Source organism: Streptomyces barkulensis, from assembly GCF_002843305.1.
GTDB classification, from domain to species: Bacteria; Actinomycetota; Actinomycetes; order Streptomycetales; family Streptomycetaceae; genus Streptomyces; species Streptomyces barkulensis.
Map to the genome: position 1 here is coordinate 48676 of NZ_PGSG01000073.1, position 26218 is coordinate 74893.

Below are 26218 nucleotides of genomic sequence, written 5' to 3' on the forward strand. Positions count from 1 at the left end.
GGCACCCGCGCAGAGCCCCGCGCGGACCCCGGCCCCCGCGCAGGCCATGAGACGGCCGCCCGGACCCCGGCCCACTTCCCCGCCGCCGGGCCGGGCGGCCCACGCCCCCCATCCGGTCATCCGGTCATCCGGACTCCCCCCACAGGTCGTCCCCCACACCGCGCGACCACACCGCGCGACCACACGGCGCGACACCGCGCACCACGCACAGAACACCGCACCCGAGGAGAGCGACCCGTGACAGGTCCCCTGGCGCGCAGAGGAGCGGCCGCGAGCATCGCGGCCGCGCTCCTGGCGACGCTCATCACCGCGGCGGCCCCCGCCAAGGCCGCACCACCGCCGCCGTCCGACGCGAAACTGGCCGCCGAGCCCGCCCGGCACGACCTGACGCGGGAGCAGTTCTACTTCGTCCTGCCCGACCGCTTCGCCGACGGAGACCGCTCCAACAACCGCGGCGGGCTGAAGGGCGACCGCCTGACCACCGGCTACGACCCCACCCACAAGGGCTTCTACCAGGGCGGCGACCTCAAGGGCCTGACGGAGAAGCTCGACTACATCAAGGGCCTGGGCACCACCGCCATCTGGATGGCGCCCATCTTCAAGAACAAGCCGGTCCAGGGCGAGGGGAAGAACACCTCCGCCGGCTACCACGGCTACTGGATCACCGACTTCACCCAGGTCGACCCGCACTTCGGCACCAACGACGACCTGCGGAAGCTGATCGACGCCGCCCACGACAAGGGCATGAAGGTCTTCTTCGACGTCATCACCAACCACACCGCCGACGTGGTGAACTACGAGGAGAAGTCCTACTCCTACCTGTCCAAGGGCGCCTTCCCCTACCTCACCGAGGACGGCAGGCCCTTCGACGACGCCGACTACGCCGACCGCGCCGCCGGGGGGAAGTTCCCGAAGACCGACCGCGACTCCTTCCCCCGCACCCCGGTCGTTCCGGCCGCCGAGAAGGACGTGAAGGTCCCCGGCTGGCTCAACGACCCGCAGATGTACCACAACAGGGGCGACTCCACCTTCGCCGGGGAGAGCTCGCGGTACGGCGACTTCTACGGCCTGGACGACCTGTGGACCGAGCGCCCCGAGGTCGTCGAGGGCATGAAGAAGATCTACCAGCGGTGGGTGAAGGACTTCCGGATCGACGGCTTCCGCATCGACACGGTCAAGCACGTCAACATGGAGTTCTGGACCCAGTGGGCCACCGCCCTGGACGCCTACGCCGCGAGGAAGGGCCGCGAGGACTTCTTCATGTTCGGCGAGGTCTACTCCTCCGACCCGGCCCGGATGGCCCCCTACGTCACCCGCGGCAAGCTGGACGCCACCCTCGACTTCGGCTTCCAGGAGGCGGCCCGCTCCTACGCATCCCAGGGCGGGCCGGCGGCCAAACTGTCGAACCTGTTCGCCCAGGACTACCGCTACACCACCGGCCGCTCCAACGCCTACGAGCAGGTCACCTTCACCGGCAACCACGACATGGGCCGCATCGGCGCCTTCCTGCGCCAGGACAACCCCGGCGCGTCCGACGCCGAACTGCTCAAGCGGGCGAAGCTCGCCAACGAGCTGATGTTCCTCAGCCGCGGCAACCCGGTGATCTACTACGGCGACGAGCAGGGCTTCACCGGCACCGGCGGCGACCAGGACGCCCGCCAGACCCTCTTCGCCTCCAAGGTGCCCTCCTACCTGGACGAGGAGGACAACGACCGGATCGGCACCGACCGCACCCACGCCGAGGACGCCTACGACACCTCCCACCCGCTGTACCGCTCCATCGCCGCCCTGTCGAAGCTGACCCGCGAGCACCCCGCCCTGCGCGACGGCGTCCAGACCGAGCGGTACGCGCACAGCGGCGACGGCCCCGGCGTGTACGCCTTCACCCGCACCGACGCCGAGCGGCGCACCGAGTACCTCGTCGCCGCCAACAACGGCGACAAGGCCCGCACCGTCGAGATCCCCACCGGCTCGCCGGACACCGCGTTCCGCCGGCTCCACGGCGGCGACGCCACCGTGCGCACCGGACCGGACGCGAAGCTGACCGTCACCGTCCCGGCCCTGTCCACCGCGGTGTTCAAGGCGGCCAGGCCGCTGCCCGCCCCCGCCGCCGCGCCCACCGTCGAGCTGGAGGCCCCCGCCGCGGGCGCCACCGGCACCGTCGAGATCACCGCGAACGTCGGGGGAGGAGACGGCCGGCAGCTCGACCGCGTCGTCTTCGCCGCCCAGACCGGCAACGGGAAGTGGCAGACACTCGGCACCGCCGACCACGCCCCCTACAAGGTCACCCAGTACATCGGCCCGGACGTGAAGGCCGGAACGCCGCTGCGCTACAAGGCCGTCGTGGTCGACGCCGAGGGGCGCACCGCCTCCGACACCGCCTCCTCGGCCGCCGGCCAGGCCCCGCCGCCCGAGAAGCCCTCGGCCGTCGAGCGGGACTGGGCCGTCGTCCACTACCAGCGCACGGACGGCGACTACGACGGCTGGAAACTGGTCGCCGGCGACCGCACCGCCGACTTCACCGGCCGCGACGCCTACGGCGCCTTCGCCTGGGTCAGGCCGGCCGACGGCGAGGGCAGGATCTCCTTCACCATCACCAAGGACGGTGAGGCGGACGGACCCGAGCGCACCGTCGACCTGGCCAGGACCGGCGAGGTGTGGGTCGAGCAGGGCAGCGACGAGACGCTGTCCGAGCGCCCCGAGGACGTCTACCCGCCGCAGGACGGGAAGAAGGCCGTACTGCACTACCACCGCGCGGACGGCGACTACGACGGCTGGGGCCTGCACACCTGGACCGGTGCCGCCGAGCCCACCGACTGGTCCAAGCCCCTGATGCCGGTCGGGGAGGACGCCTTCGGCGTCACCTTCGAGGTGCCGCTGGCCGAGGGCGCGACCTCGCTGAGCTACATCATCCACAAGGGCGACACCAAGGACGAGAACGCCGACCAGTCACTGGACTTCGCCACCCACGGCCGCGAGGTCTGGAAGCTGTCCGCCACCCCCGGCTACCTGCTGCCCACCACCGGCAGCGCACCCGACCTGGACCTGGGCGGGGCCGAGGCCCAGTGGATCGACCGGGACACCGTCGCCTGGAAGGTCGAGGCCACCGACGCCACCAGCCAGCAGCTCGCCTACGACACCCGCGGCACCATCGCGCTCCAGGACGGCGCCCTCAGCCACGAGGGCCGCTGGCTGCGGCTGAACCCCGTGCCCGGCGGGCTGAGCGACGCGCAGAAGGAGAGGTTCCCGCATCTGAAGGACTACCCGGCCTTCCGTATCGACCCCCGCGACCGCGACCGGGTGCGCACCGCCCTGCGCGGCCAGATCGTCGCCACCCAGCGCAACAGCGAGAGCGCGCTGCTGGCGGCGACCGGAGTGCAGATCCCCGGCGTGCTGGACGACCTCTACGGCAAGAGGGCGGCCAAGGCCGACCTCGGCCCGGTCTTCGACCGCAAGGGGCGCCCCACCCTGTCGGTGTGGGCACCCACCGCGCAGCAGGTCTCCCTCGAACTGGACGGCCGCACCGTGCGGATGCGCCGCGACGACGCCACCGGCGTGTGGAGCGCGCGCGGCAACCGGAGCTGGACGGGCGAGCCGTACCGCTACCACGTGAAGGTCTGGGCGCCCTCGGTGGGCAGGCTGGTCACCAACAAGGTCACCGACCCCTACTCCACCGCCCTGACCACCGACTCCGAAAAGAGCCTGGTCGTCGACCTGTCCGACCCGAAGCTGGCCCCCAAGGGCTGGAAGAAGCTGGACAAGCCGGCCCCGACCCCGCTGCGCGACGCGCAGATCCAGGAACTGCACATCCGCGACTTCTCCGTCGCCGACCCCACGGTGAGCGAGAAGCACCGCGGCGGCTACCTGGCCTTCACCGAGACTTCCGCCGACGGCATGAAGCACCTGCGGAAGCTGGCGGACGCGGGCACCTCACACGTCCACCTGCTGCCCTCGTACGACATCGCCTCCATCCCCGAGCGCGCCGCCGACAGGGCCGAACCCGCCTGCGACCTGGCGGCCCTGCCCGCCGACTCCGGCGAGCAGCAGGAGTGCATCGGGAAGATCCGCGGCGAGGACGCCTACAACTGGGGCTACGACCCGCTGCACTACACCGTGCCCGAGGGCTCGTACGCCACCGACGCCGACGGCACCACCCGCACCGTCGAATACCGCGAGATGGTCAAGAGCCTGAACAAGGCCGGACTGCGGGTCGTGCTGGACGTGGTCTACAACCACACCATGGCCGCCGGGCAGGACGAGCAGTCCGTCCTGGACCGCATCGTGCCCGGCTACTACCACCGCCTGCTGGCCGACGGCACGGTGGCCACCTCCACCTGCTGCGCCAACACCGCGCCCGAGCACACCATGATGGGCAAGCTCACGGTCGACTCCATCGTCACCTGGGCCAGGCAGTACAAGGTGGACGGCTTCCGCTTCGACCTGATGGGCCACCACCCCAAGGCCAACATCCTGGCCGTCCGCGAGGCGCTTGACGCCCTCACGCCCGAGAAGGACGGCGTCGACGGCAAGAACATCATCCTCTACGGCGAGGGCTGGAACTTCGGCGAGGTCGCCGACGACGCCCGCTTCGTCCAGGCCACGCAGAAGAACATGGCCGGCACCGGCATCGCCACCTTCTCCGACCGGGCCCGCGACGCGGTGCGCGGCGGCGGCCCCTTCGACGCCGACCCCGGCGTCCAGGGCTTCGCCAGCGGCCTGTACACCGACCCCAACTCCTCGGACGCCAACGGCAGCCGGGCCGAGCAGAGGCAGCGGCTGCTGCACTACCAGGACCTGATCAAGGTCGGGCTGTCCGGCAACCTCGCCGACTACACCTTCACCGACACCTCCGGCAGGCGGGTCACCGGCTCGCAGGTCGACTACAACGGCTCACCGGCCGGATACGCCGCCGCCCCCGGCGAGGCGCTCGCCTACGCCGACGCCCACGACAACGAGACCCTCTACGACGCCCTGGCGTTCAAGCTGCCCCAGGACACCCCGGCCGCCGACCGGGCCCGTATGCAGGTGATCGCCATGGCCACCGCCGCTCTCTCCCAGGGGCCGGCCCTCAGCCAGGCGGGCAGCGACCTGCTGCGCTCGAAGTCGCTGGACCGCAACTCCTACGACTCCGGCGACTGGTACAACGCCGTCCACTGGAACTGCGAGGCCGGCAACGGTTTCGGCCGCGGGCTGCCGCCGGCCTGGGACAACGAGGACAAGTGGCCGTACGCGAAGCCACTGCTGACCCTGGCCGACCTCTCGCCCTCCTGCGGGGAGATCCAGGGCGCCTCCGCCGCCTACCGCGATCTGCTGGAGATCCGCTCCACGGAAGAGGTCTTCAGCCAGTCCACGGCGGCCGGGGTCCAGCGGGCGCTGTCCTTCCCGCTGTCGGGGAAGGAGGAGACCCCGGGCGTGATCACCATGCGCCTGGCGGACGGCGACCGCGATCTGGTGGTCGTCCTCAACGCCACCCCCGAGCGGAAGACGCAGACCGTCCCCTCGCTCGCCGGCGCCTCCTACGCACTGCACCCGGTGCAGGCGAAGGGCTCCGACACGGTGGTCCGCGGCGCCGCCTTCGACGGGAAGAAGGGCGCCTTCACCGTGCCGCCGCGCACGGTGGCGGTGTTCGCCGCGCGGTGACCCGCGCGGGGCGGTGGAGCGAGTGACACCCCGGGGCGGGGCCGTCGGCGGACGGCCCCGCCCCGGGGCGCGTCCCCCCACGCCCCCCGCCTGCCCGCCCGCCGGCCGTCCCGGCCGGTGCTCAGTCCCACCAGAACGACCACAGGCTCCGGCCGGTCAGCCACCTGTCCGCGTAGCGCGAGATCGATCCGGCGCCCTGCCGCACCACCGAGGGACAGAACGCGTAGTGCTCGGCCGCCACCGGCAGGGCCTGGGCCCTGGTACGGGGCGGGTCCGGCACCGACAGGTGCAGCACGTCCGGCTCCAGCGCCACCACCCGGGTGCCGAAACGCTCCTCCCAGGAGCGCAGCACCGCGCCGTACCCCTCGAAGTCCTCGCCGGAGGCCAGGGTGCCCGACCAGCCGATGGCGGCGGGTATGTCCGCGCTCCGTGCCGCCGGGACCAGGGCCGCCCGCGGGCGGCGCAGGGTGCCGCGCGTCACCAGCGCGCGGGCCGCCCCGGCCGCCGCGGCGTCCGGGTCGGCGCCCGCACACGAGGGGGGCGCGAGCTCGGGCGGGCGTCTGCCGTACGGCCGCAGCGCCGGTATCCCCCCGGCCCCGCGGCCGCCCGGCTCCCACGCGGCGTGCCGCCGCCACCAGGCGGCCAGCACACCGGCGGCGCCCGTCCCGGCCCCGCCGCTGCCGCCCCCGCCGCTGCCGGTCCCGCCGCCCCCGCCGCTGCCGGTCCCGCCGCCACCGCCCGCGCTGCCGCCGTCCCCGCCCCGCGGCGGGGGCAGCAGATCGTCCTCCACCGCGGTGCCGCGGACATGCGTGCCCAGCAGCACGGGCCACAGCCCGGTGGCGTCCCGCACCGGGAGCATCCGCTCCCAGCCGTCCGGCCCGGCGGGCTCGTCGGAGCGCCACAGCAGCGGCTCGGGCAGCCTGCCGAGCACCGTCCGGTCGACCAGCGTGCCCGGCGGCAGCGCCGCCGACGCGGCGAGCGAGCGCAGGTTCGGTGCCTTGGTGCTCGGTCCACGGGTCACATGAGTCACGGCCTCGAAACTACCCGCCGCCGGCCCTCCCGGGAACGAGTGCCAGCAGCCTGGACACCAGTTCCGCGAACGGGCCGTCGGGGGGCTCCTGATCCACGACGCGGCGGAGCACTTCGGCCGTCTCCTCGTCGAACGCGGCCGTCACCGCGGCCAGCGCCAGCAGATCGTGGACGAGCTGCCGCTCCAGCTCCCGGCGCGGTATCGAGCGGTCGGTCAGCCAGCTGAGCGCCGTGGTCTCGGCGACACCGACCCAGGTGCGGATCACCAGGGACATGCGGGGGCCGGGATCGGTGAGTTCCAGATGGGCCAGGAGCTGGTCGTACGCGGCCTGCCGCACCTCCTCGACCACGGCCTCGCTGCGCACCGAACCGCCGCGCAGCAGCGCCGAGAAGCCCGGCGCGTGCTCCTCGGCGAAGTCGAAGTAACGCCCCATCACCAGCAGCAGCCGCAGACTGAACGGGCCCTCGTGCGGTACGTGGAAACGGGCGGACAGCTCGTCGGCCGCCCGCCGCACCGCCGCCTCGTAGAGGCTGTACTTGCCCGGGAAGTAGTGGTAGACCAGCGGCCTCGATATCCCCGCCGCGGTGGCGATGTCGTCGATGGAGACGTCCTCGGGCGGGCGGTCGCTGAATAACCTCAGTGCGACGTCGATCAGTTGCTGCCGACGCTCCTCGACACCCATCCTGCGGCGTACCCCGGTGGTCATGGGAACACCCTAGCGAGCGCCGCGGACACCGGCCGCCCCGTCCGCCTGCGGAGACGGCCGGGAGACGGCCGGGAGACGGCCGGAGGAGGACCGGCGGGGGTGCCCGGACCCGCCGCCGGCCGCCCGGCGTCAGGCCGTGCGCCACCCGGAGAACTCCACCGTGCCGGCCGTGCCGCCCGCCGCGGTCATGCCCGGGCCGGCGTCCTGCCGTCCGGCCGCGCCCGGCACCCGCACCGTCGCCACCGTCCGCCAGCTCGCGCCGCCGTCGTCGGACAGCTCGCCGGTGTACTCCTCCCCCGCGCGCCGCAGCCGCAGCAGCACCGGGGCCCTCACCCCGGTGATCCGCCGGTAGGAGTCCAGCGTGCCGTCGCCGCCCGAGTCGTAGGACAGCACCACCCCGTTGGCCGGGGTCACCGACAGGTTGACGAAGCCCGGCGAGCCGGCCCGCGACAGGTCGTTGCGGACGAAGATCCCCGCCCTCGCCCACGGCCCGGTCCCCGCCTGGGAGTCGACCCGCAGCGTCACCGAGCCCCGCTCGCCCAGCCCGCCCGGCCGGTACACGGCGCCGAACTCCGCGGTGCCCTTCCACAGGTCCGCGCCCCCGCCGTGCACGGCGTACCGCTCGCCGAGCCGGCCGAAGACCGCGCCGTTGGTGGAGACCGTGCGCAGCCCCGACGGCAGCGGCCCGGCCAGGAACAGCGAGCCGCCCAGCTCCGCGCGCACCCGGCGCCCGCCCTCGGGCCCGTACCGCGCCGTCAGGCCGTACGACAGCTCCCGCAGCGGCGCGGTCAGGGGCCGGCCGGGGGCGGTCACCCGCCAGCGGACCCGGGTCCGGCCGCCGGGCGGCACGCGGTCCGCGGTGGTGGGATCCAGCGGCACCGCCCGCAGACCGGTGGAGCCGGTGGACAGGGCGAACTCGACCGGGCCCGTGGCCCGCAGCCCGTTGGTGTTGGTGAGGGAGGCGGTCAGCAGTCCGCGCCCGCCCGGCTCCAGCGCCCCCGGCTCCAGTGCGGCCTCCAGCCGTCCCTGGTAGGGCGCGCGGGCGAGGCTGTCGCGCACGCGCAGCGCGGTGGCGTACGCATCGCCCGAGGGCCGCAGCGGGTACTCCCGGCGCTCCCGCGTCCAGGGCTCCTCGACCGCGTACCAGTCGATCCGCGCGGGCGGCCGGCCCGAGGCCAGCGCGGCGTCCAGCTCGTCCAGCAGCCGCCGCCAGCGCGGCAGGTGGAAGTCGCCGGTCAGCCCCTGCCAGTCGCGGTTGGCGTAGTCGTGCAGCTTCCCGGCGTCGGCGGTGGCCCGCTCGCCCCACACCGTCAGCAGGACCCTGGCGGTGCGCTCCAGCTCCGCCGCCTCCCGCGGGGAGGCCGCCATGCGGCGGGCGGCGTCCGTCCACGGGCCCAGCAGGAACATCCGGTGGGTCCCGGCCAGTTCGTCGGTGAGCGTCATCAGCCGCAGCCACAGCGCCGACAGCTCCCGGAAGGCCCCCAGGTCGCCGTCCTCGTAGGCGGTGCGCAGCTGGGGCAGCAGCACCCGGCTGCGGTTGGCCAGGGCCTGCCGGGCGACGTCCACCAGGTCGTGACGGTAGGCGTCGCCGCCGCGCAGGGCGGGGGCCGCCTCCAGCAGCCCGTCCAGGGCGGCGTCGAAGCGCGCCGGGTCGTAGGTCAGCTCGGTGGGGCCGTACTGCCCGGCCCGGGTGGCGGCCAGGTCGGGGCGGGCGGCGAAGAGGCTGTCGTGGGCGAAGCCGTAGAGCCTGGCGTGGTGCCGGTAGGCGGTGTCGTGCAGCGCCCGCCAGGCGTCCCGCGCCCGCGGGTCGGCGCCGCCGTAGCGGTACCCGGCGTACCGGGCGAACCAGCCGGGCAGGTCCACCGGGGCGTCGCGCCAGGCCAGTTCGGAGAAGAAGTCGAAGGCGGCCGGGTCGCGGTCGGCGGCCTCCGGCAGGTACGCGGTGCCCGCCAGGGCGCTGCCGGGCTTGTCGCGCCAGGCGTGGAAGCGCTCGTTCCACACATGGGTCTTCGCCCCCAGCGTGGTGCGCCCGCCGAAGTTGGGGATCGCGCCGAAGCAGTAGGGGGTCCCGTTCCAGTCGGCCTCGCGGTCGTGGACGGTCTCGGTGCGCTCGGAGATGCCGTCGACGATGAGCATCCGGCTCCTGTCCACGGCGTCCACCAGCTCGCGCCGCGGGTTGTTCTGCCACCCCAGGATCACCCACACCGCCTCCGGGTGGGCCTCGCGCAGCGCTCTTTCCACCCCGCGCGCGGCGTCGGCCACCGGCACGTCCCCGGCGCTGCCGCCCTCGTGCAGCAGGTCCATCTTGAAGTGCGACGCGCTGCCGAACAGTTCCCGCTGGTGCCGGTAGAAGGCGGCGGCGACATCGGCGAACACGGAGGTGCGCGGGTCGAGCCAGTCGGGCCGGGCGAAGCCGTGCCAGGTGCCCTGCGCGACGGTGCGGGCGCCGGCCACGCGCCCGGCGAAGTCCCTGGGCACCGAGCCGTAGTAGCCGGGCAGCACCGGGTGCATGCCCAGCTCCCGCAGCCGGGCGGTGATGCGCCGGCCCAGCTCCACGCGCCGCCCGATCAGCTCCGGGCTCATCGGGCCGCCGTAGCCGCTGAGGTTCTGCAGGTGCCACCAGGGCTGGTGGGAGGGGGCGGGCAGCCAGCGGCGGGCCTCGGCGTCGGAGTATCCGAAGTCCTTCAGCAGCCGGTGGTGGACGGCCTCCTGACCGGCGATGACCATCACCTGGTTGCAGCCGTGCAGGGCGAGCACGTCGATCAGCCGCTCCCAGTAGGACCAGTCGGCGTACGGGTGGGTGTAGCCGTCGTTGGTGTCGTTGAGCGCGAAGCGGTTGGGCAGCGCGGTGGAGCGCTCCAGGGGGCGCCCGGGCGCGGGCAGGGTGGCGGGCAGCTCCAGGTTGCGCCCGGCCCAGGAGATGTGCGCGGAGCAGACCTCCTTGAGGTACCAGTGCACCCCGGTGAGCAGCACGGCCGGGCTGGTGCCGGACACCTCCACCCGCCCGGCCGCGCCCGCGACCCGGAACCGCTCGGCGCCGCCCCGCGCCTCCAGCGCGGTCAGCCGGAACTGCGCGGCGTGCTCCGGCAGCAGCCGGCGCAGCGCCGCGGCGGCGGGCCCGGTGGAGAAGGGCGCCGCGGCCGCCGCCGCGCTGCCCCCGCCCACCACCGGACCCGGGCCGACCGCGGCGGCGAGGGACGCCGCCACCGTCCCGGCGCCCAGCACCGTGCGCCGGGTGAGCCCTCTGCCGCCCGCGCCCTCCACCGCCCGCGCCGCCTCGGCCGCTTCCGCCGGGAAAGGCGCCGGGACGGGCCGCGCGCTCACCGCCGGCCGCCGCACGGGTGCTGCCCGGGGGCACCGGGGCCGCCGGGGCCGTCCCCGGCGGTTGTCGGTCGTGCCGCGACGGCCGTGTCCGGCCGGTCCTGAGCCAACGGTTTCATGGGTCACCTCTCGGGAAAGCGGGTCCGGCTTCGGCTGAAGGAGGACCGGTCCGCCGCCCCGCCCGGTGGGGAGGGCCCGGGGCTCCCCGGCCCTCCCCACCAGTGCGGGAGAGCCGCCGGCCGTACGCCTGGAGCAGCCGTACCGGGCCGCCGGCCGGCGGAAACGGGCCCCGGGTGAGGACGACACGCACGGGTGTCGGCCGCGCGGCAGTACGGCGGCCCTTCCTGGGAGCAGGGGGGCGGCGGCCAACCCTCCTCAGCCGCGCGGCACCACGGTGGACAGCACGGACGGCAGCCGGGTCCAGTCGGAGGTGACCACGCTCGCCCGTTCGGCCGCCAGCAGCGCCACCCGGTCGCGCGCCTGACCCTCCGTCGGAGCGGTGGCGCTGATGGCCGGGGCCACGGCGTGGGCGTCGGTCATGACCAGCAGATAGCCGTTGCGGGCGTACCAGGCGGTGTCGATGCCGCCGGAGACGTACGCCGGGGCGTCGCCGTCGAAGACCACGAACCAGGGGCGCAGCGAGGCGTCCGCGTAGCGGGTGCGCGGATCCCCGGCCGCGGCGCGGTGCACGGCGGGGAAGGCGGTGGCCTCGCCCAGCCGGCCGGCGGCGGCGAGGCCGCGCAGATGGGCGGCGTACTCGCGGTCGGTCCACAGGGTGTCGAAGGGATTGGACTCCTCGACGGTGCCGGGGATGAGGTGGATCAGGAACTTCCCCGCCAGCGCCTCCCTGGTGGGCCAGCCCCCGCCGCGTACGGCGTCGTCGAGGGTGGCGTGACCGGCGGCGAGGTCGCCGGGCCGGTAGAGCGCGTCGCCCAGCTCCCGGGTCACCAGGGCGTCGAACTGCGCGGGCCCGCGGCCGTGGTCGCCGGCGAAGCCGTCCTTCATCTCGATCTTGATCAGGACCGGCCGGTGCCCGGGGTTGGCCTCGTGCCAGGCCCGCATGTCGGCCAGGCAGCCGGCCAGGCTCTGGTTGCGGGGCCTGGAGCGCAGCTCGGCGGGGGAGGAGGCGTTCTCGCAGTTGTTGTCGTTGACCAGCGGGCCGTCGTGGGCCACGCGCCAGCCGCCCGAGTACTTGGCCCACACGTCCAGCTCCAGCAGCGAGGCGCCGGAGTCCAGAGCGTCGGCGAAGTAGGTGTACTTGTCCTTCTCGTAGGCGTTGTGCACGCCGACGGAGGTGGTGCCGGAGTACGGCAGCGCGCCGCCTTCCGCCGCTCCGGCGGGTAACGACAGGAGCGTCGTGCCCAGGGCCGCCGCCACGACCGCTCCGTACCGCCCCGGCCGGCCGGCCGCTTCCGGCCGACCCCGTGCCCGCCCGCTTCCGAAGTGCCGTCTCATCCGTGTCCCTTCCTCGCCGAGGCCGATCCCGTCCGAAGGTATGCCGGTTCGCGTGACCGGGGGAGGGCGCGCGCACGGCGGGCGGGACAACGGAGGCGGAAGACCGGGCGGGGACCGTACTCCCGGCGTTCTGCGCGAGCCGCCTTTTCGCAGTCCGGACGGCTCTTGACCTCATGTCACGCCTTCCATAGGGTCATGAACCGGCTGCCCACCGTGATCAACGCCCTGTACCGGTCCGGCGGCCGTTCGCACGGAGTGACACGCACTACGCGGCGGGCCGGGCGTGCCCACCGCTTTCCGCAGTGTTCCCGATGCCCCTGGGGGGTTCCCGATGTTCAGACGCATCACCGCTGTCCTGGCGACGTTACTGATGGCGGCCGCAGGCCTCGTCCTCACCGGCTCCTCCGCCCACGCCTCGACCACGACGATCTGCAAGTCCTCGCCGATCCCGTCGGGGTATGTGGTCGTGGGTGAGGGCAGCAGCACGTCCTGCCCCTACTCCTTCCCGAACACCTGGACGATCCGCATGCCGTACACGTCGGGCACCACGACGATGTGCAAGGTCTCGTCGGTCCCGTCGGGGTATGTGGTCGTGGGTGAGGGCAGCAGCACGTCCTGCCCCTACTCCTTCCCGAACACCTGGACGATCCGCAAGCCGTACACGTCGGGCACCACGACGATGTGCAAGGTCTCGTCGGTCCCGTCGGGGTATGTGGTCGTGGGCGAGGGCAGCAGCACGTCCTGCCCCTACTCCTTCCCGAACACCTGGACGATCCGCAAGCCGTACACGTCGGGCACCACGACGATCTGCTCCGTCTCCCCCGTCCCGTCGGGGTATGTGGTCGTGGGCCAGGGCAGCAGCACGTCCTGCCCCGGCTCCTTCCCCAACACCAAGACGATCCGGGCCCTCTGAACGCACCCCTCCCGGGGCGGTGTGCCCGCCCCGGGAGGGCAGTAGTGCGGGACGGGCGCCGTCAGCGCCGGAAGGGGCCGGACACCTCGAACGTCATGCCGCCCAGCCCGGCCGGATCGCCCAGGGTGCCGCGCTGGGAGGAGAAGTACAGCCGGGAGCCGTCCGGGGAGAAGGCCGGACCGGTGATCTCGGAGTCGCCGTGGCCGTCGAGCCGGATCACCGGGGCCACCGCGCCCTCGGGCGTGATGACGTTGATCTCCATGTTGCCGCCGTCCTCCGCCACGTACAGGTCGCCGCCGGGGGTGCCGGTGATGTTGTCGACCCCGTCCAGCGGGGAGTCCGCGTCGTAGACCACCGACAACTCGTTCCGCCCGGCGTCGTAGGCCCACACCCGGTTGTCGCCCTTGGTGGTGAACCAGCAGGTGCCGCCCGCGTAGTGGCAGCCCTCGCCGCCGTCGAAGTGGCGGGCGGAATCCACCTGGTGGCGCGTCTGCCTCCCGAACAGCGGCGCCGACGGGTCGGGGACCTCGCGCCACTCCACACCGCCGCCGGCCGACTCGCACAGCACGTCCAGCCGGCCGCGCGACAGGTCGCCCCAGACCTCGGGGGTGTAGCGGTAGAAGCAGCCGTCCGACTCGTCCTCGGTCAGGTAGACCACCCGCCGGTCCGGGTCGCAGGCCGCCGCCTCGTGCTTGAAGCGGCCCATCGCCTTGTGCGCGACCGCCTCGCGCCGCCCGTAGGGGTCGGTCTCGAAGACCCGGCCGCGCCAGGTCTCCTCGCACGACAGCCAGGTCCGCCAGGGTGTCGCCCCGCCCGCGCAGTTGAGGCTGGTGCCCTCCAGGACGCGGTAGGCCCGGTCGACCGAGCCGTCGGCGCGGAAGCGGATCGCCGAGGCGCCGCCCACCAGGGGGACCTCGGAGTTGGAGACGTAGACCCATCCGTCGCCGTCCGGGTAGCAGGCGCCGCCGTCGGGCGCCGGGTGCCACAGGATCCCGCCGACCGGCAGGCTGGAGCGGGCCACGATCCGGCTGCGGAACCCCTCCGGCAGCGCCACCCCGTTGGCGTCGGGCGCCCGCAGCGGTCCGTACGGGCCGGCCGCCGCGGCGGACGTGCCGGCCGCGGTGGCGGCGCCCTGCCACAGGGCGCCGGAGAAGGCGACGGCCCCCGCGCCGGCGGAGGCGGTCCTCAGGAAGGTGCGTCGCTGCATGCGGACTCCAGGCGTGTGAGGGAACGTGTCAGGAGCGTGTACACGTCACCATCGCGCGTCGTCGGCGCCGGGCGAAGGGAGCCGGGGGAGAAGATCCGGTGAACAGCCGTTCACACCGGCGCGGCCCCCGGGCGGCTCCACCGTTCCGCCGTCCGGGGACCGCCCGGACCGCGCTCGGGGCGCGGCCCGGTGTCAGCCGAGGCGGCCCCGCGTCCGCATGGCCGCGCGCTGGGCGGCGGCCTGGGCCGGGCCCGTGACGTAGTGGGCCACGGGGCGGGCGGCGGCCAGGGCCGCGCGGGCCGCGTTGGAGCCGCAGGCGCCGTGGACGCCGCCGCCCGGATGGGCGGAGGCGGAGGCCAGGTAGAGACCGCGCACCGGGGTGGCGGGACGGCCGGTACCGGGCACGGGCCGGAAGAGGAGCTGCTGGTGGACGGCCGCGGTGCCGCCGTTCAGCGCCCCGCCGACCAGGCTCTCGTCGCGCGCCTGGAGGTCCGGCGGGGCCATGACGCGGCGCTCCTTGACCAGTTCGCGGAAGCCCGGGGCGCGGCGCTCCACCTCCTCCTCCACCCGGTCGGCCATGGCCTCCCGCTCGCCCGGCCCCCAGCGGCCCGTGATGCCGTCGCCGCCCGCGTCGCCGCGCACCCGCTGGGGCAGGTGGGTGTAGGCCCAGGCCGACTCGGTGCCCCTGGGGGAGCGGCTGGGGTCGGCGGTGGTCATCTGGCCCAGCAGGCAGAACGGCCGGTCCGGCACCAGACCGGTGGCCAGCTGGGCGCTGTGGCGGGTGAGATGGTCCATGCCGTCGGCCAGATGGACGGTGCCCGCGCCGGCGGCCCCGGGGGAGGACCAGGGGATGGGCCCCGACAGCGCCCAGTCCACCTTGAACGTCGAGGTGTCCCACTGGAAGCGGCGGATGTCGTCCTGGAGCCGCAGGGGCAGGTGCTCCCAGTCGACCAGCCCGCCGTACAGCGCCGGGGCGGGGACGTCGGCCAGGACCGCCCGCCGCGCCCGTACGGCGTCCCCGCCGGCGGTCCGCACGCCGAGCGCGCGCCCGCCTTGGACCACCACCCGCACCACCCGGGCGCCGCAGCGCACCGTCCCGCCCCGCGACTCCAGCCGGCCCACCAGGGCCGCGGTCAGGGAGCCGGCGCCGCCGGCCGGCACCGGCCAGCCGTGCTGCTGGCCCAGCATCGCCAGCAGCCAGCCGTAGACCGCGCCGGCGGTGGACTCCGGGAAGAGGTCGGTGTGCAGCGCGCACCCCGCCAGCAGCATCGGCCCGCCCTGCCCGCCGAACTCCTCCTCGCCCAGCCGCCGCACCGGCAGCAGCAGGGTGCGCAGCAGGCGCAGCCCCCCGGCCGCGCGCAGCCGGGCCAGCAGCGACAGCGCGGGGCGCACCGGCGGGAAGGGGGCGAGGAGGGCGTCCAGGAGGTCCGGGCCGAGCCCGTCCCACAGGCGCGTCAGCCGCAGATACGCCTCCCCGTCGCCGGGCGCGAAGGACTCCAGGCTCGCGGCGGTCTCCTCCCGGTCCCGGTGCAGCACTGGGCAGCGCCCGTCGGGCAGCGGATGGGCCAGGACGGACGGCGCGTGGCTCCACCTCAGGCCCCAGCGCTCCAGCTCCAGGGAGCGGATGACGGGCGAGGCGGCGGCCAGCGGGTGGAAGGAGCTGAACAGGTCGTTGACGTAGTCGGGGTGGACGCCGCGGTCGCTGCGCACCGCGCCGCCGGGCTCGGGCTGGGACTCCAGGACCAGCACCCGCCAGCCCGCGTCGGCCAGCAGGTTCGCGGCCACCAGTCCGTTGGGGCCGGATCCCACCACGACGGCGTCGTACGCCTCGGACATCTGCGGACAGCCTCCTGTTGCGACGGCGGGTGTGCGGGAGCGCGGGAGCGCGGGAGCGGGTCGGCGCGGGGGTGTCAGGACCCGGGCGGGGCGGTGCCGGGGGGCCGGGTGCCGGGGCGTGCGGTGCCGGGGGGCCGGGTGTCGGGGCGTGCGGTGTGGGCGGGGTGGCCGTGGGTGCGCCGGGCCTCCTTCATCTCCGCCTCGTACAGATGCTTAAGACCATCCGTCAGCCGGTCGCGCACCCGCTCCTCCAGTCGCGCGAACGGCCTGTAGTAGTGCGAGTCGTAGCCCTCGACGATCTGGAAGGTCCAGTGGCCCGGAATCACGTTGCGGCCCAGCACCTCGGTCTCCAGCAGCTCCGCCTCCTCGACGTGCCCGGCCCCGCGCAGCAGCTCCACCGCCTCGCCCAGCAGCAGGTCGGAGCGGCCGGTCATCTGGTGGAAGGAGTACAGGTGGCCGCGCGCCCGCTCGGTCGCCTCCAGCGCCTCGGTGACCTTGCCGACGGCCTCGACCGTGGCGTCGTCCACGCCCGGCGGGCGGCGGTGCGCCCGGTCGGGCCGGTCGTCGGGGTCGTCCCCGGGCCTACCGGCGGCGCGGTCGCCGGTGCGTTTGGCCGTCACGCGTGCCTCCCCGCTTCCCGGTCGGCCTCGCTCCGGCCGGACTCCACCACGTTCCGCAGCCGCGACAGCATCAGCCGGTGCCGCAGCTGGAGCGCCGCGTCCATGGGCGCGGTGTGCAGCTGGGCCACCGCGCCGCGCAGGGGGTGCTCGTCCATGGCGATCAGCGATCCCTCGCCCCACGGCTGCACCGAGATGGCGATGCGGGCCGTGCCCAGCCGCCCCGCCGACGCCTCCAGCTCCAGGCGCCCGGGCGGCTCGCAGAGGCGGACGATCGTATGACCGCGCTCGGTCAGCGGCCCCATGCCGATCGTGTAGCGCAGGGTGGTGCCCACCTCGGGCCAGCGGCCCTCCGACTCATGGGTCTCCCGGGTGCCCACGACCCACTTCTGATACTGCTCGGCGTCGCTGAGGACGCTCCACACCCTCTCGGGCTTCCTGTTCACCCACACATGTCGCACTGCCATGCGGGGCCGGGTACCCGCTTTCGCGCGAAGCACCGCCGGGGCGGGGCGGCCGACCCCCTTACGGACGAGCCCGCCCCCGCCCGCGTGCCTCCGCCCGCGTGCCTCCGCCCGCGTGCCGCCCTCCCCCGACCGGAGCGGGGTGTCGGGCGCAGGCCGCCGTCTGGCATGGTTGGCGGCGCCCTCGCCCGTCTTTACCGGTACAGCGACCGGTACGGCCACCCGCACAGCCAAGGAGACACCGCGACATGAGATTCGGCCTGCTCGGCACCGGCCCCTGGGCACGACTCGCCTACGGCCCCGCACTGCTCGCCCACCCCGACGCCGAGCTGGCGGGGGTGTGGGGCCGCAGGCCCGAGGCGGCGGCGGACATCGCCGAACGGTTCGGCGGCCGGCCCTACGGCGACGTGGACGCGCTGCTGGAGGACTGCGACGCGGTCGCCGTGGCGCTGCCCCCGGACATACAGGCGCCCCTGGCCGTACGGGCCGCCGAGACAGGCCGCCATCTGCTGCTGGACAAGCCGGTGGCCACCACCGTCCCCGCCGCCCGCGAGATCGCCCGCGCGGCCGAGGCGGCCAAGGTGGCCTCGGTGGTCTTCTTCACCCTGCGCTTCCGGCCCGAGACGGCGGCATGGCTGGAGGAGCGGAAGCGGACGGGCGGCTGGCAGCTCGGCCGTGCCGACTGGCTCGGCGGCATCCTCGCCGAGGGCGCCGAGCCCAGCCCGTTCGCCGACTCGCCCTGGCGGCGGGAGAAGGGCGGGCTGTGGGACGTCGGCCCGCACGCCCTGTCCATGCTGCTGCCGGTGCTCGGCGACGTGGCCGACCTCGACGGGTCGGTGGCCGCCGTCCGCGGTGCCGGGCAGACCGTCCAGCTCGCCCTGAGCCACGCCTCGGGCGCCTCCAGCGCCTGCGCGCTCGGCCTCGCCGTCGCGCCCGCGGCGTCCGTGACCCGGGTGGAACTGCGCGGCGCCGCGGGCGCGGCGGAGCTGCCGGAGGGGGAGACGGACGCGGTCGCCGCCCTCGGGCACGCCGTGGACGCCCTGATCACCTCGGCCCGCACCGGCCGGCCGCACCCGTGCGACATACGGTTCGGGGTGCGGGTGACGGAGATCCTCGCGGCGGCCGAGGCCCGGCTCGACGGGGCCCGGACGGCCTGAGGGCGCGTCACTCCCGGCGCAGGCTCACCCCGCAGCCGGCGCACAGCGTGTACGTCCAGTAGCCGTCGTGCCACAGTTCGGTGCCGGCCGGCTCGGCGCACACCCAGCACACCGGCGGGCCGCCCGGTTCCGGGTGGCCGGGCGGCCGGGCGCACAGCACACGGCGTACCACCACCGGCAGCGGCTCGGCGGGGTGGCGCCGGGGGTCGGGGCAGTAGGCCAGGCTGTGCCACCGGCGCCGCTGTGCCTGCCAGGCCTCGGCGCGGCCGGGCTGCCGCCTGCCCGCGCGCTTCTCGCGCACCCGGCGCCCGGCGTACGCGGCCTCGGCGGCCAGCCACACCTGCCGGGCCGCGTGGAGCTCCTCGACGGCCCGCACCAGCGAATCCGGGTCCTTCTCGGGCCTGCCCGGTATGCCCGCGCTCCCGCGCAGATGGTGGTAGGTCGCCCGGAAGCCGTACGGAGCGAAGTGCTGCAGGCACGTCCGCAGATCGCTCAGCCGGCGGTGCGCGGGCCGCGCCGCGTCGTGCACACGGGCCCGGTGCGTACCGAAACTGCTCATCCTCGCCCCCCTGTCGTCCCACGGAGAGGATGACCGCACACTGCCCCATCCGACACCTCCGGCGGGGCCGCTTTCCGCACTTTCCCGCCGCGATTTCGCCCGCCCCCCGGAAGACCGCGGACCGTGCGGCCTTCACCCCGGCGGGCGATGGAACAGACGTCCTGCTCCGGCCAAGGGGTGGCGGGGCGTACACCCGCCCAAAGCGGAGCGAAAGCGCAGGCTCGGGCCGTAACGCCCGCATGATCACCCACTGTGTCGCCGCATATTCACGCAGTGTTTGTCAAGTCTCTGCGGCGGCTCACCGGATGCCCCTATGCTCCCTGTCACGCAGCGAGGCGCATCCGTCACGGGGTGTCGCCGCCGTGTGCGGCGCCCCGGAGCCGCCACGCCCCGAAGCGGGGCGGCCAGGGGCCGGCGGGGCCGGACTCCCTCCCTCCGCGAGTGGCCTGCGCCCTGGGCACATCGTCCGCGTCGCGTCCGCCGCCCGAAGCACCGCCCGCCCCGCAATCCGTCCCACAGTCCGTCCCGCAATCCGTCCCGCAATCCGTCCCAACCGTCCACCCCAACGCCAGAGGATGCCCATGGAGCCCGCCGGCTCGTTGACGGGAGGCCGACGCCCCTCTCCCGGGGGCTTGTGGTTCGCCTCCCCCGTACTGGTGGCCGCCTGTACGGTCCTGGCCGCGCTCTTCGTCACCGCCCCGGCCCGCGCCGCGGTCGCCTGGTGCGGAGCAGTGGCGACGCTCGCGGTGGCCGCGGCCGCCTGCGAGGTGGTCCGCCGGGGCCGCGAGACCGCCGCCGCCCACCAGCGCGCGGAACGGCAGCTCGCCGACCTGGAGCACTACTGTCTGGAGGTCATGCCGCCCGTCGTCGAGGCCGTGCAGCGCGGCGAGGCGCCCGGCGACGTACTGCCCCCCTCGCTGCACCCCGCCGACTCCGACCCGCGGCTGGTGACCGCCCACGAGAAGCTGACCGGCACCGTGGTGAGGGCGGTCCAGGACCGTGAGCTCCAGCGCGACTCCGCCCGCCGCGCGATCGTCAACATCGCCTGCCGCATCCAGGCCGAGATCCACCGCCTCCAGGCAGACCTGCGCAGGATGCAGTTCAAGCACCCGGCCCCCGAGATCCTCGGCGACCTGATGCACCTGGAGCACGGCGTCAACGTCGCCGGCCGCGTGGCCACCAGCCTGGCCGTCCTCGGCGGCGGCAGCCCGGCGCGCCAGTGGCAGAAGCCCGTCTCCCTCTACGACGTGCTGCGCGCGGGCAGCGCCCCCATCGCCGAGTACCTGCGCATCGAACTGCACCGGATCGCCGAGATCGCGGTGCCCGGCCCGGTGGTCGAGCCGCTGAGCCTGGTCTTCAGCGAGCTGATGGACAACGCCACCCGCTACTCGCCGCCCAGCACCAAGGTCGTCGTCAACACCGAGGAGGTGGCCTCGGGCATCGAGGTCTCCATCGAGGACAAGGGGGTGGGCCTGACCGAGGAGACCCGCCGGCACGCCGAGTTCCTGCTCACCCAGGCACAGAACGGGCTGGACCTGGAGGACCTCGGCGAGACGGCCCGCATGGGCCTGCGCGTGGCGGGCGTCCTGGCGGGCCGCCTCGGGCTGCGGATCTCCCTGCGGCCCTCGACCTGCGACGGGGTGCGCGCGGTCGTCTTCGTCCCGCACGACCTGCTCACCGCGCTGCCCATGGAGGCCTACGCCCGGGTCGGCGGCCGCCCTCCCGGGCCGGTGACCCGGCGGCGGGCCATGGCCGGACCGCCCGCGCCCGCGCATCCGGCGGCGCCTCCGCCCGCGGCCCGGCCATGGCCCGCGGCCGGGGCGGACGCGGACGGCGAACCGGCCGTCGCCGAGCGGAACGCCAACGGGCTGCCGCAGCGCCGCCGCCGGCACGCCGCCGTCCCCCCGGCCGGGGCGCCGGGCGCGGAGGCGGCCGGGAGGTCGCCCCTGGACACCCACCCCGACACGGGGCTGTGGATGGGCGCGTTCTTCGCCGGACCCGACGGCGCCGCCGGACCCGACGGCGACAAGCCCGGCGGCGCCGAATCCGGCGGGAACACGCCCCCGTCCCCGCCCCTGGCCCCGTCCCCGGCCCCGTCCCCGCCTCCGCACCCGACGACCCCGGCGCCCCGGCGGGCACCGGACCGGCCCGCGGCCGGCGACGAGTCGTGAAACCAGAGTGGAATCAGGTGATCTGCACGTGACGACGCAGCAGCGGCTCAGGAACATGGACTGGTTGCTCAAGGACCTGGCCGTCACCGTCCCCCGCACCCGGCACATCGTCCTGCTCTCCGCCGACGGCCTGTGCATGGCCCAGTGGGGAGCCGACAAGGACGCGGCCGACCGGCTGGCCGCCGCGTCATCCGGTCTCAAGAGCCTGGCGCAGTCGGTGGCCGCGGAGTTCCCGCACAGCGAGGGCGGTGTGCGCATGGTCGTGCTGGAGGTGGACGGCGGCTTCTTCTACCTCATGGCGGCCGCCGCCAACTCCTGCCTGGCGGTGACCGCCGACGAGGGGGTGGACGCCGGACTGATGAGCCGGCGGATGAGGGATCTGGTCATCAGGATCGGCGACCACCTCGCCAGTCCGCCCCGGGCCCCAGAGCAGGCCCCGTGAGCGGGGACGGCCGAGGAGGGGAACGGGACTGGGAGGAGGGCACGCCCGTTCCCCTGTACATCGTCACCGGCGGGCGCACCGAGGCCGGGGAGGCGCGGGTGCTCGACCTGGTCACGCTGATCGTGGCCCGCTCCGAGCCGCGGCCGGGGATGCGCCCCGAGCACGTCTCCATCCTGCGCATGTGCGCCGGCCCGCTCTCCGTGGCCGAACTGTCCGCGTACCTGGACCTGCCGTTCAGCGCCCTCCAGGTGCTGCTGGCGGACCTGATCGGCGACTGTCTGGTGGAGGCGCGGCAGACCCGCGCGGCGCACACGGCGGCCGCGGACCCCGACGTCGAGACCCTGAAAGCGCTGATCGATGGATTGCAACGACTGTAGAACGCCGCCCGGCCCGCGGCGCGAGGACCTGCTGCCGGCCTCCGCGGAGAGGTCGGTCAAGGTGGTCGTCGTCGGGGGCTTCGGCGTCGGCAAGACGACCATGGTGGGCTCCGTCAGCGAGATCCGTCCCCTGACCACCGAGGAGACGATGACCCGGGCCGGGGTCGGCGTGGACGACCTCTCCGGTGTGGAGCGCAAGACCGGGACGACCGTGGCCATGGACTTCGGCCGGATCACCCTCGACGAACGGCTCGTCCTCTACCTGTTCGGCACACCCGGTCAGCAGCGCTTCTGGTTCCTGTGGAACGGGGTGATCGCGGGCGCGCTGGGCGCGGTGGTGCTGGTGGACACCCGGCGGCTGGAGGAGAGCTTCCCCGCCATGGACCGCCTGGAGCGGGGCGGCGTCCCCTTCGTCGTCGCCGTCAACAACTTCCCCGGCGCCCCCGTCCACCCCGTCCGCGAGCTGCGGTCCGCGCTCGACCTGCCCGGGCACGTCCCCGTGGTCGACTGCGACGCCCGCAGGTCCGACTCCAGCCGCGACGTCCTGCTGACGCTGATGCGCCACCTCTACGACTTCGCCACCGCGACCCGGGAGGTCATGTGAGCACGCCGCCCTTCCCCGGACCGGGCCTGCCGTCCGCCGGCCGACGCACCGGCCCGTCCACCGCCGCGCACGGCGGGACCCCGGCCGCCGGCGCGGTGCCCCCGCCCGGCTGCCCGGCCCACGCGGCGGGCGCCGCACGCCTGTACGGGCCCGAGGCGTCGGCCGACCCCATGGGCCTGTACGAGCGGCTGCGGGCCGAGCACGGCGCCATCGCGCCCGTCCTGCTGGAGGGCGGGGTGCCCGCCTGGCTGCTGCTGGGCTACGACGAGATCCTCCAGGTCGCCCGCAACCCGCGCCGCTTCGCCCGCGACACCCGGCTGTGGCGCGACTGGCGGGAGGGCCGGATCCCCGACGACTCGCCGCTGGCGCCGGTGCTGGCCTGGCGCCCCGACTGCATCTCCCAGGACGGCCGGGAGCACCTGCGGCTGCGCGGCGCGGTCAAGGACAGCCTGGAGCGCTTCGACCGGCGGGCCATCCGCCGCGCCGTCCACCGGCGGGCCCACCGGCTCGTCGACGCCTTCGCCGGTGCCGGGCAGGCCGAACTGGTCGGCCAGTTCGCCCTGACGCTGCCCATGATGGTGCTGACCGACCTCTACGGGCTGCCGGAGGAGGAGGGGACGCAACTGGTCGCGGCCAGCCGGCAGCTCGTCGGCGGCACGCGGAAGGCGCTGGAGGCCGACCGGCACATCCACCAGATCCTGGGGCGGCTGGTCGCCGCCAAGCACCTGTCGCCCGGCCCCGACCTGGCCTCCTGGCTGATCGAGCACGAGGCCGCGCTCAGCGACGACGAGGTCCGCCAGCACCTGCGGCTCGTCCTCGTCCTGGCCCACGAGGCCACCACCAACCTGATGGTCAACACACTGCGGATGGTGCTGACCGACCCGCGCTTCCGGGGCACACTCAACGGCGGCCGGATGACCATCCCGGCCGCCGTGGAGCAGATCCTGTGGGACGAGCCGCCGCTGACGGTGCTGCCCGCGCGGTTCCCCAGGTACGACATGGAGATCGCCGGGCGCGAGATCCGCGAGGGCGACCTGCTGCTGCTCGGCCTGGCGGCCGGGAACGCCGACCCGGCCACCGGACGCACCACGGGCCAGGAGATGCACGGCAACCGCTCGCACCTGTCGTTCAACAGCGGGCCGCACGAGTGCCCGGGCCAGGACATCGGGCGGGCCGTCACCGGCTCCGGGATCGACACCCTGATCGCCCGGCTGCCGGACCTGCGGCTGGCCGTCCCCGAGGAGGAGCTGACGTGGACCTCATCGTCCTGGTCGCGCCGTCTGGACGCGCTGCCGGTGCGGTTCACACCCCGTCACGACCGCAACCCGTTCGCGCGCCCCCCGGCCGGCGGGCGCCGGCCGGGAACGGGCGCGGGCGCCGGAACCCCGGACGGGGCGGCCACACCGGGCGGGGCGGCCACACCGGACGGGGCGGCGCGTACGGAACCGGGCCGCGGGCCGGCCCGCCTGTGGCGGCGCCTGCGGGGACGCGTTCAGCCGGGATGACGGCCGGGATGACGGCCGGGACGGCGGCCGGGACGGCGGCCCGGGGCCGCGGTACCGGGGGATGCGGCCCTAGGCCCTGTCTGACAAATAGCGCTGTCCGCCCGAAGGGCGGGCTCCGCGGCGTCTGGTGCGTGCGATCGCAAGGCGGAGGAGGAGAGCGCAGCGTGCTGCGCCGACGATCGACAACGCAGCGAGCGTGCGTGCCAGACGCCGCGGAGCAGGCGGGATTTGTCAGACAGGGCCTAGCGGGAGAGCGCGTCGCGCACGGCCTCCTCGCTGCGCCCCACGACCGCCGAGCCGTCGTCTGCGGTGATGATCGGACGCTGGATCAGCCGCGGGTGCTCCGCCAGCGCGGCGATCCAGCGGTCCCGCTCGGCGGGCTCCTTCGGCCAGGACCTCAGGCCGAGTTCCTTGGCCTCGGCCTCCTGCGTCCGCGTGATGTCCCAGGGCTCCAGGCCGAGCCGCTCCAGCACGGCGCGCAGCTCGTCCTCGGTCGGCGGGTCCTCCAGATAGCGGCGGACGGTGTACTCGACGCCCTCCGCGTCCAGCAGCTTCACCGCGCTGCGGCACTTCGAGCAGGCGGGATTGATCCAGATCTCCATCAGATCTCCTGGCAAGGGGACCGCCGGCTTCAGCCGGTGGGGGAATTGCTTCTTTGGCCCGCTCCGACCTCGGCTGTGTGCACGGATCTGCACTGTTCACCTCGGCCACGGCGCACCCTTCCTGTTGGACACGTACCGTACGCATAATTGACGCACGGCCGTGACCAGGAAGGTCCGCCGGTTCTCCGGTGGCGTGTACGACCTCGGGCTCCACATGGTGTGGTGCCCGAAGTACCGCCGTCCGGTCCTGGAGGGGCGGGTCGCGGAACGCCTGGAGGAGTTGATCCGGGCCAAGGCCGACACCCAGTGGGAACGCCCGTGGAAGAAACAGAAGGGGGGCGGCTCGTGATCCGTGCGTACAAGTTCCTCCTTCGCCCCACCGTCCGCCAGACCGCCGCGCTCGGCGAGATGCTGCAAGATCACTGCTCGCTCTACAACGGAGCGTTGCAGGAACGCCGGGACGCCTGGCGGCACCCGTCGAAGACCACCGTCCGCTACGGCGACCAGTCCGCCCAGCTCAAGGACATCCGCGCCTTCGACCCCGAGCGGCAGGGCCGCTGGTCGTTCTCCTCGCAGCAGGCCACCCTGCGCCGGCTGGACCAGGCGTTCGCCGCCTTCTTCCGCCGCGTCAAGGCCGGACAGGCCCCGGGGTACCCGCGCTTCAAGGGCACCGGGCACTTCGACACCGTCACCTTCCCCAAGGACGGCGACGGCTGCCGCTGGGACTCCACCCCCCACGATGCGCAGACCCGCCTCCGCCTCCAAGGCGTCGGGCATGTGCGCGTGCACCAGCACCGCCCGGTGCGCGGCCGGGTCAGGACAATCTCGGTCAAGCGCGAGGGGAGGCGCTGGTACGCCGTCCTGGTCTGCGACCAGGTGCCCGCCCAGGAGTTGCCGCCCACCGGGAGAAGCGTCGGCGTCGACCTGGGCACCGTCCACTTCCTGACCACCTCGGACGGTGAACACGTCGCCAACCCGCGCTTCCTCGACACGATGGCCGAGGAGCTGGCCGCAGCTCAGCGGCACCTCGCGACGTTCCCCAGGCGCACCCGGCAGCGCACCAAGCGCCACCGCGCCGCCGCACGGAAGGTCGCCAAGCTGCACGCCAAGATCCGGCGGCAGCGGCTCGACTTCCACCACAAGACCGCCCGCGCGCTGATCGCCGACCACGACGTGATCGCGCACGAGCGCCTCAACATCGCGGGCATCTCCAAGGCGCCCGCACCCCGGCCCGACCCGGAGACGCCCGGCAGCTTCCTGCCGAACGGCGCCGCCGCGAAGGGCGGACTCAATCGCGGCGTCCTCGACGCGGGTTGGGGGCAGTTCCTCGCGATCCTGGCGGACAAGGCTGAGAGTGCCGGTCGCCTGGTGATCCCGGTGGACCCCCGCAACACCTCCCGCACGTGCCCACCGAGCCTCGGAGGCTGCGGACACGTGGACGGGAAGAGCCGCGTCACCCAAGCGACGTTCCAGTGCACGGCGTGCGGGTTCACCGCGAACGCGGACCACGTCGGCGCGGTGAACGTCCTCGACAGGGCCGGGCTGGTCCTCTGCGCGGCGGCTTAGCCACCGACACAGGAAGTCCGCGCGTTCACGCGTGGGTGGAGTCACG

At 74.5% G+C, this 26218-nt stretch carries 19 protein-coding genes and 1 pseudogene; 10 read left to right on the forward strand and 10 right to left on the reverse strand.

The window, feature by feature from the left end:
* Positions 1-237 precede the first annotated feature (237 nt).
* The gene (gene pulA / locus CUT83_RS14365; protein ID WP_101256232.1) at positions 238-5640 is read left to right on the forward strand and encodes a pullulanase-type alpha-1,6-glucosidase; all 5403 of its coding nucleotides are present in this window, start codon (positions 238-240) and stop codon (positions 5638-5640) included.
* Positions 5641-5761: 121 nt separating this feature from the next.
* On the opposite strand, the gene CUT83_RS14370 is transcribed toward pulA, so the two are convergent.
* From CUT83_RS14370 to CUT83_RS14385, 4 genes are all read right to left on the reverse strand, one after another.
* Positions 5762-6670: a DUF4253 domain-containing protein gene (locus CUT83_RS14370; protein WP_143688556.1), complete on the reverse strand. Its 909-nt coding sequence runs from the start codon at positions 6668-6670 to the stop codon at positions 5762-5764.
* Between the two features lie 10 nt (positions 6671-6680).
* On the reverse strand, positions 6681-7376 hold the full coding sequence (locus tag CUT83_RS14375) for a TetR/AcrR family transcriptional regulator (RefSeq protein WP_101256234.1): 696 nt from the start codon (positions 7374-7376) through the stop codon (positions 6681-6683).
* 129 nt (positions 7377-7505) lie between these two features.
* Complete coding sequence (locus tag CUT83_RS14380; protein WP_439145003.1) at positions 7506-10601, reverse strand: alpha-N-acetylglucosaminidase; 3096 nt, start codon at positions 10599-10601, stop codon at positions 7506-7508.
* A gap of 471 nt (positions 10602-11072) precedes the next feature.
* A complete protein-coding gene (locus tag CUT83_RS14385; RefSeq protein ID WP_420882479.1) occupies positions 11073-12074 on the reverse strand; it encodes a phosphatidylinositol-specific phospholipase C domain-containing protein in 1002 nt (333 codons plus the stop codon).
* A 409-nt stretch (positions 12075-12483) separates the two neighbouring features.
* Here CUT83_RS14385 and CUT83_RS29825 point away from each other — a divergent pair, with 409 nt between their 5' ends.
* Positions 12484-13065 carry a hypothetical protein gene (locus CUT83_RS29825; RefSeq protein WP_143688557.1) on the forward strand — a complete coding sequence of 194 codons (582 nt, stop codon included), beginning with the start codon at positions 12484-12486 and terminating at the stop codon, positions 13063-13065.
* Positions 13066-13126: 61 nt separating this feature from the next.
* Here CUT83_RS29825 and CUT83_RS14390 read toward each other — a convergent pair whose 3' ends face one another.
* From CUT83_RS14390 to CUT83_RS14405, 4 genes are all read right to left on the reverse strand, one after another.
* Complete coding sequence (locus CUT83_RS14390; RefSeq protein ID WP_101256236.1) at positions 13127-14272, reverse strand: alkaline phosphatase PhoX; 1146 nt, start codon at positions 14270-14272, stop codon at positions 13127-13129.
* Between the two features lie 192 nt (positions 14273-14464).
* The gene (locus tag CUT83_RS14395; protein WP_101256237.1) at positions 14465-16108 is read right to left on the reverse strand and encodes a phytoene desaturase family protein; all 1644 of its coding nucleotides are present in this window, start codon (positions 16106-16108) and stop codon (positions 14465-14467) included.
* A 74-nt stretch (positions 16109-16182) separates the two neighbouring features.
* Entirely contained in the window at positions 16183-16728 is a 546-nt protein-coding gene (locus tag CUT83_RS14400) for a hypothetical protein (RefSeq protein WP_101256238.1), read from the reverse strand.
* Complete coding sequence (locus tag CUT83_RS14405; protein WP_101256239.1) at positions 16725-17192, reverse strand: SRPBCC family protein; 468 nt, start codon at positions 17190-17192, stop codon at positions 16725-16727. Before CUT83_RS14405 ends, CUT83_RS14400 begins: the two co-directional genes overlap by 4 nt.
* A gap of 245 nt (positions 17193-17437) precedes the next feature.
* Here CUT83_RS14405 and CUT83_RS14410 point away from each other — a divergent pair, with 245 nt between their 5' ends.
* Positions 17438-18346 carry a Gfo/Idh/MocA family protein gene (locus CUT83_RS14410; RefSeq protein WP_101256240.1) on the forward strand — a complete coding sequence of 303 codons (909 nt, stop codon included), beginning with the start codon at positions 17438-17440 and terminating at the stop codon, positions 18344-18346.
* A gap of 7 nt (positions 18347-18353) precedes the next feature.
* On the opposite strand, the gene CUT83_RS14415 is transcribed toward CUT83_RS14410, so the two are convergent.
* Entirely contained in the window at positions 18354-18905 is a 552-nt protein-coding gene (locus tag CUT83_RS14415; RefSeq protein WP_143688558.1) for a hypothetical protein, read from the reverse strand.
* Positions 18906-19537: 632 nt separating this feature from the next.
* Between CUT83_RS14415 and CUT83_RS14420 the strand changes: the two genes are divergently transcribed.
* Genes CUT83_RS14420 through CUT83_RS14440 form a run of 5 tightly spaced genes read left to right on the forward strand, consistent with a single transcriptional unit; the run spans position 19538 to position 24004 of the window.
* Complete coding sequence (locus CUT83_RS14420; protein WP_101256242.1) at positions 19538-21076, forward strand: ATP-binding protein; 1539 nt, start codon at positions 19538-19540, stop codon at positions 21074-21076.
* A gap of 55 nt (positions 21077-21131) precedes the next feature.
* The gene (locus CUT83_RS14425; protein WP_101256243.1) at positions 21132-21518 is read left to right on the forward strand and encodes a roadblock/LC7 domain-containing protein; all 387 of its coding nucleotides are present in this window, start codon (positions 21132-21134) and stop codon (positions 21516-21518) included.
* Entirely contained in the window at positions 21515-21895 is a 381-nt protein-coding gene (locus CUT83_RS14430; RefSeq protein WP_101256244.1) for a DUF742 domain-containing protein, read from the forward strand. Before CUT83_RS14425 ends, CUT83_RS14430 begins: the two co-directional genes overlap by 4 nt.
* The gene (locus CUT83_RS14435) at positions 21876-22499 is read left to right on the forward strand and encodes a GTP-binding protein (protein ID WP_101256245.1); all 624 of its coding nucleotides are present in this window, start codon (positions 21876-21878) and stop codon (positions 22497-22499) included. Before CUT83_RS14430 ends, CUT83_RS14435 begins: the two co-directional genes overlap by 20 nt.
* On the forward strand, positions 22496-24004 hold the full coding sequence (locus CUT83_RS14440) for a cytochrome P450 (protein ID WP_101256246.1): 1509 nt from the start codon (positions 22496-22498) through the stop codon (positions 24002-24004). The genes CUT83_RS14435 and CUT83_RS14440 overlap by 4 nt, the downstream gene beginning before the upstream one ends.
* A gap of 242 nt (positions 24005-24246) precedes the next feature.
* On the opposite strand, the gene CUT83_RS14445 is transcribed toward CUT83_RS14440, so the two are convergent.
* Positions 24247-24606, reverse strand: a complete 360-nt coding sequence (locus tag CUT83_RS14445; protein ID WP_101256247.1) for an arsenate reductase family protein — start codon at positions 24604-24606, stop codon at positions 24247-24249.
* Between the two features lie 160 nt (positions 24607-24766).
* Here CUT83_RS14445 and CUT83_RS14450 point away from each other — a divergent pair.
* Positions 24767-24907: pseudogene (locus tag CUT83_RS14450) on the forward strand (transposase); the annotation flags it as partial.
* 44 nt (positions 24908-24951) lie between these two features.
* The gene (locus CUT83_RS14455; protein ID WP_101256248.1) at positions 24952-26172 is read left to right on the forward strand and encodes an RNA-guided endonuclease InsQ/TnpB family protein; all 1221 of its coding nucleotides are present in this window, start codon (positions 24952-24954) and stop codon (positions 26170-26172) included.
* The last annotated feature ends 46 nt before the right edge of the window (positions 26173-26218 follow it).

Bases quoted from the DNA above. Each gene is read 5' to 3' on its own strand.
- CUT83_RS14375 (WP_101256234.1), bottom strand. From the start codon at position 7,376: ATGACCACCGGGGTACGCCGCAGGATGGGTGTCGAGGAGCGTCGGCAG.
- CUT83_RS29825 (WP_143688557.1), top strand. From the start codon at position 12,484: ATGTTCAGACGCATCACCGCTGTCCTGGCGACGTTACTGATGGCGGCC.
- CUT83_RS14390 (WP_101256236.1), bottom strand. From the start codon at position 14,272: ATGCAGCGACGCACCTTCCTGAGGACCGCCTCCGCCGGCGCGGGGGCC.
- CUT83_RS14395 (WP_101256237.1), bottom strand. From the start codon at position 16,108: ATGTCCGAGGCGTACGACGCCGTCGTGGTGGGATCCGGCCCCAACGGA.
- CUT83_RS14405 (WP_101256239.1), bottom strand. From the start codon at position 17,192: ATGGCAGTGCGACATGTGTGGGTGAACAGGAAGCCCGAGAGGGTGTGG.
- CUT83_RS14410 (WP_101256240.1), top strand. From the start codon at position 17,438: ATGAGATTCGGCCTGCTCGGCACCGGCCCCTGGGCACGACTCGCCTAC.
- CUT83_RS14415 (WP_143688558.1), bottom strand. From the start codon at position 18,905: ATGAGCAGTTTCGGTACGCACCGGGCCCGTGTGCACGACGCGGCGCGG.
- CUT83_RS14425 (WP_101256243.1), top strand. From the start codon at position 21,132: ATGGACTGGTTGCTCAAGGACCTGGCCGTCACCGTCCCCCGCACCCGG.
- CUT83_RS14435 (WP_101256245.1), top strand. From the start codon at position 21,876: ATGGATTGCAACGACTGTAGAACGCCGCCCGGCCCGCGGCGCGAGGAC.
- CUT83_RS14445 (WP_101256247.1), bottom strand. From the start codon at position 24,606: ATGGAGATCTGGATCAATCCCGCCTGCTCGAAGTGCCGCAGCGCGGTG.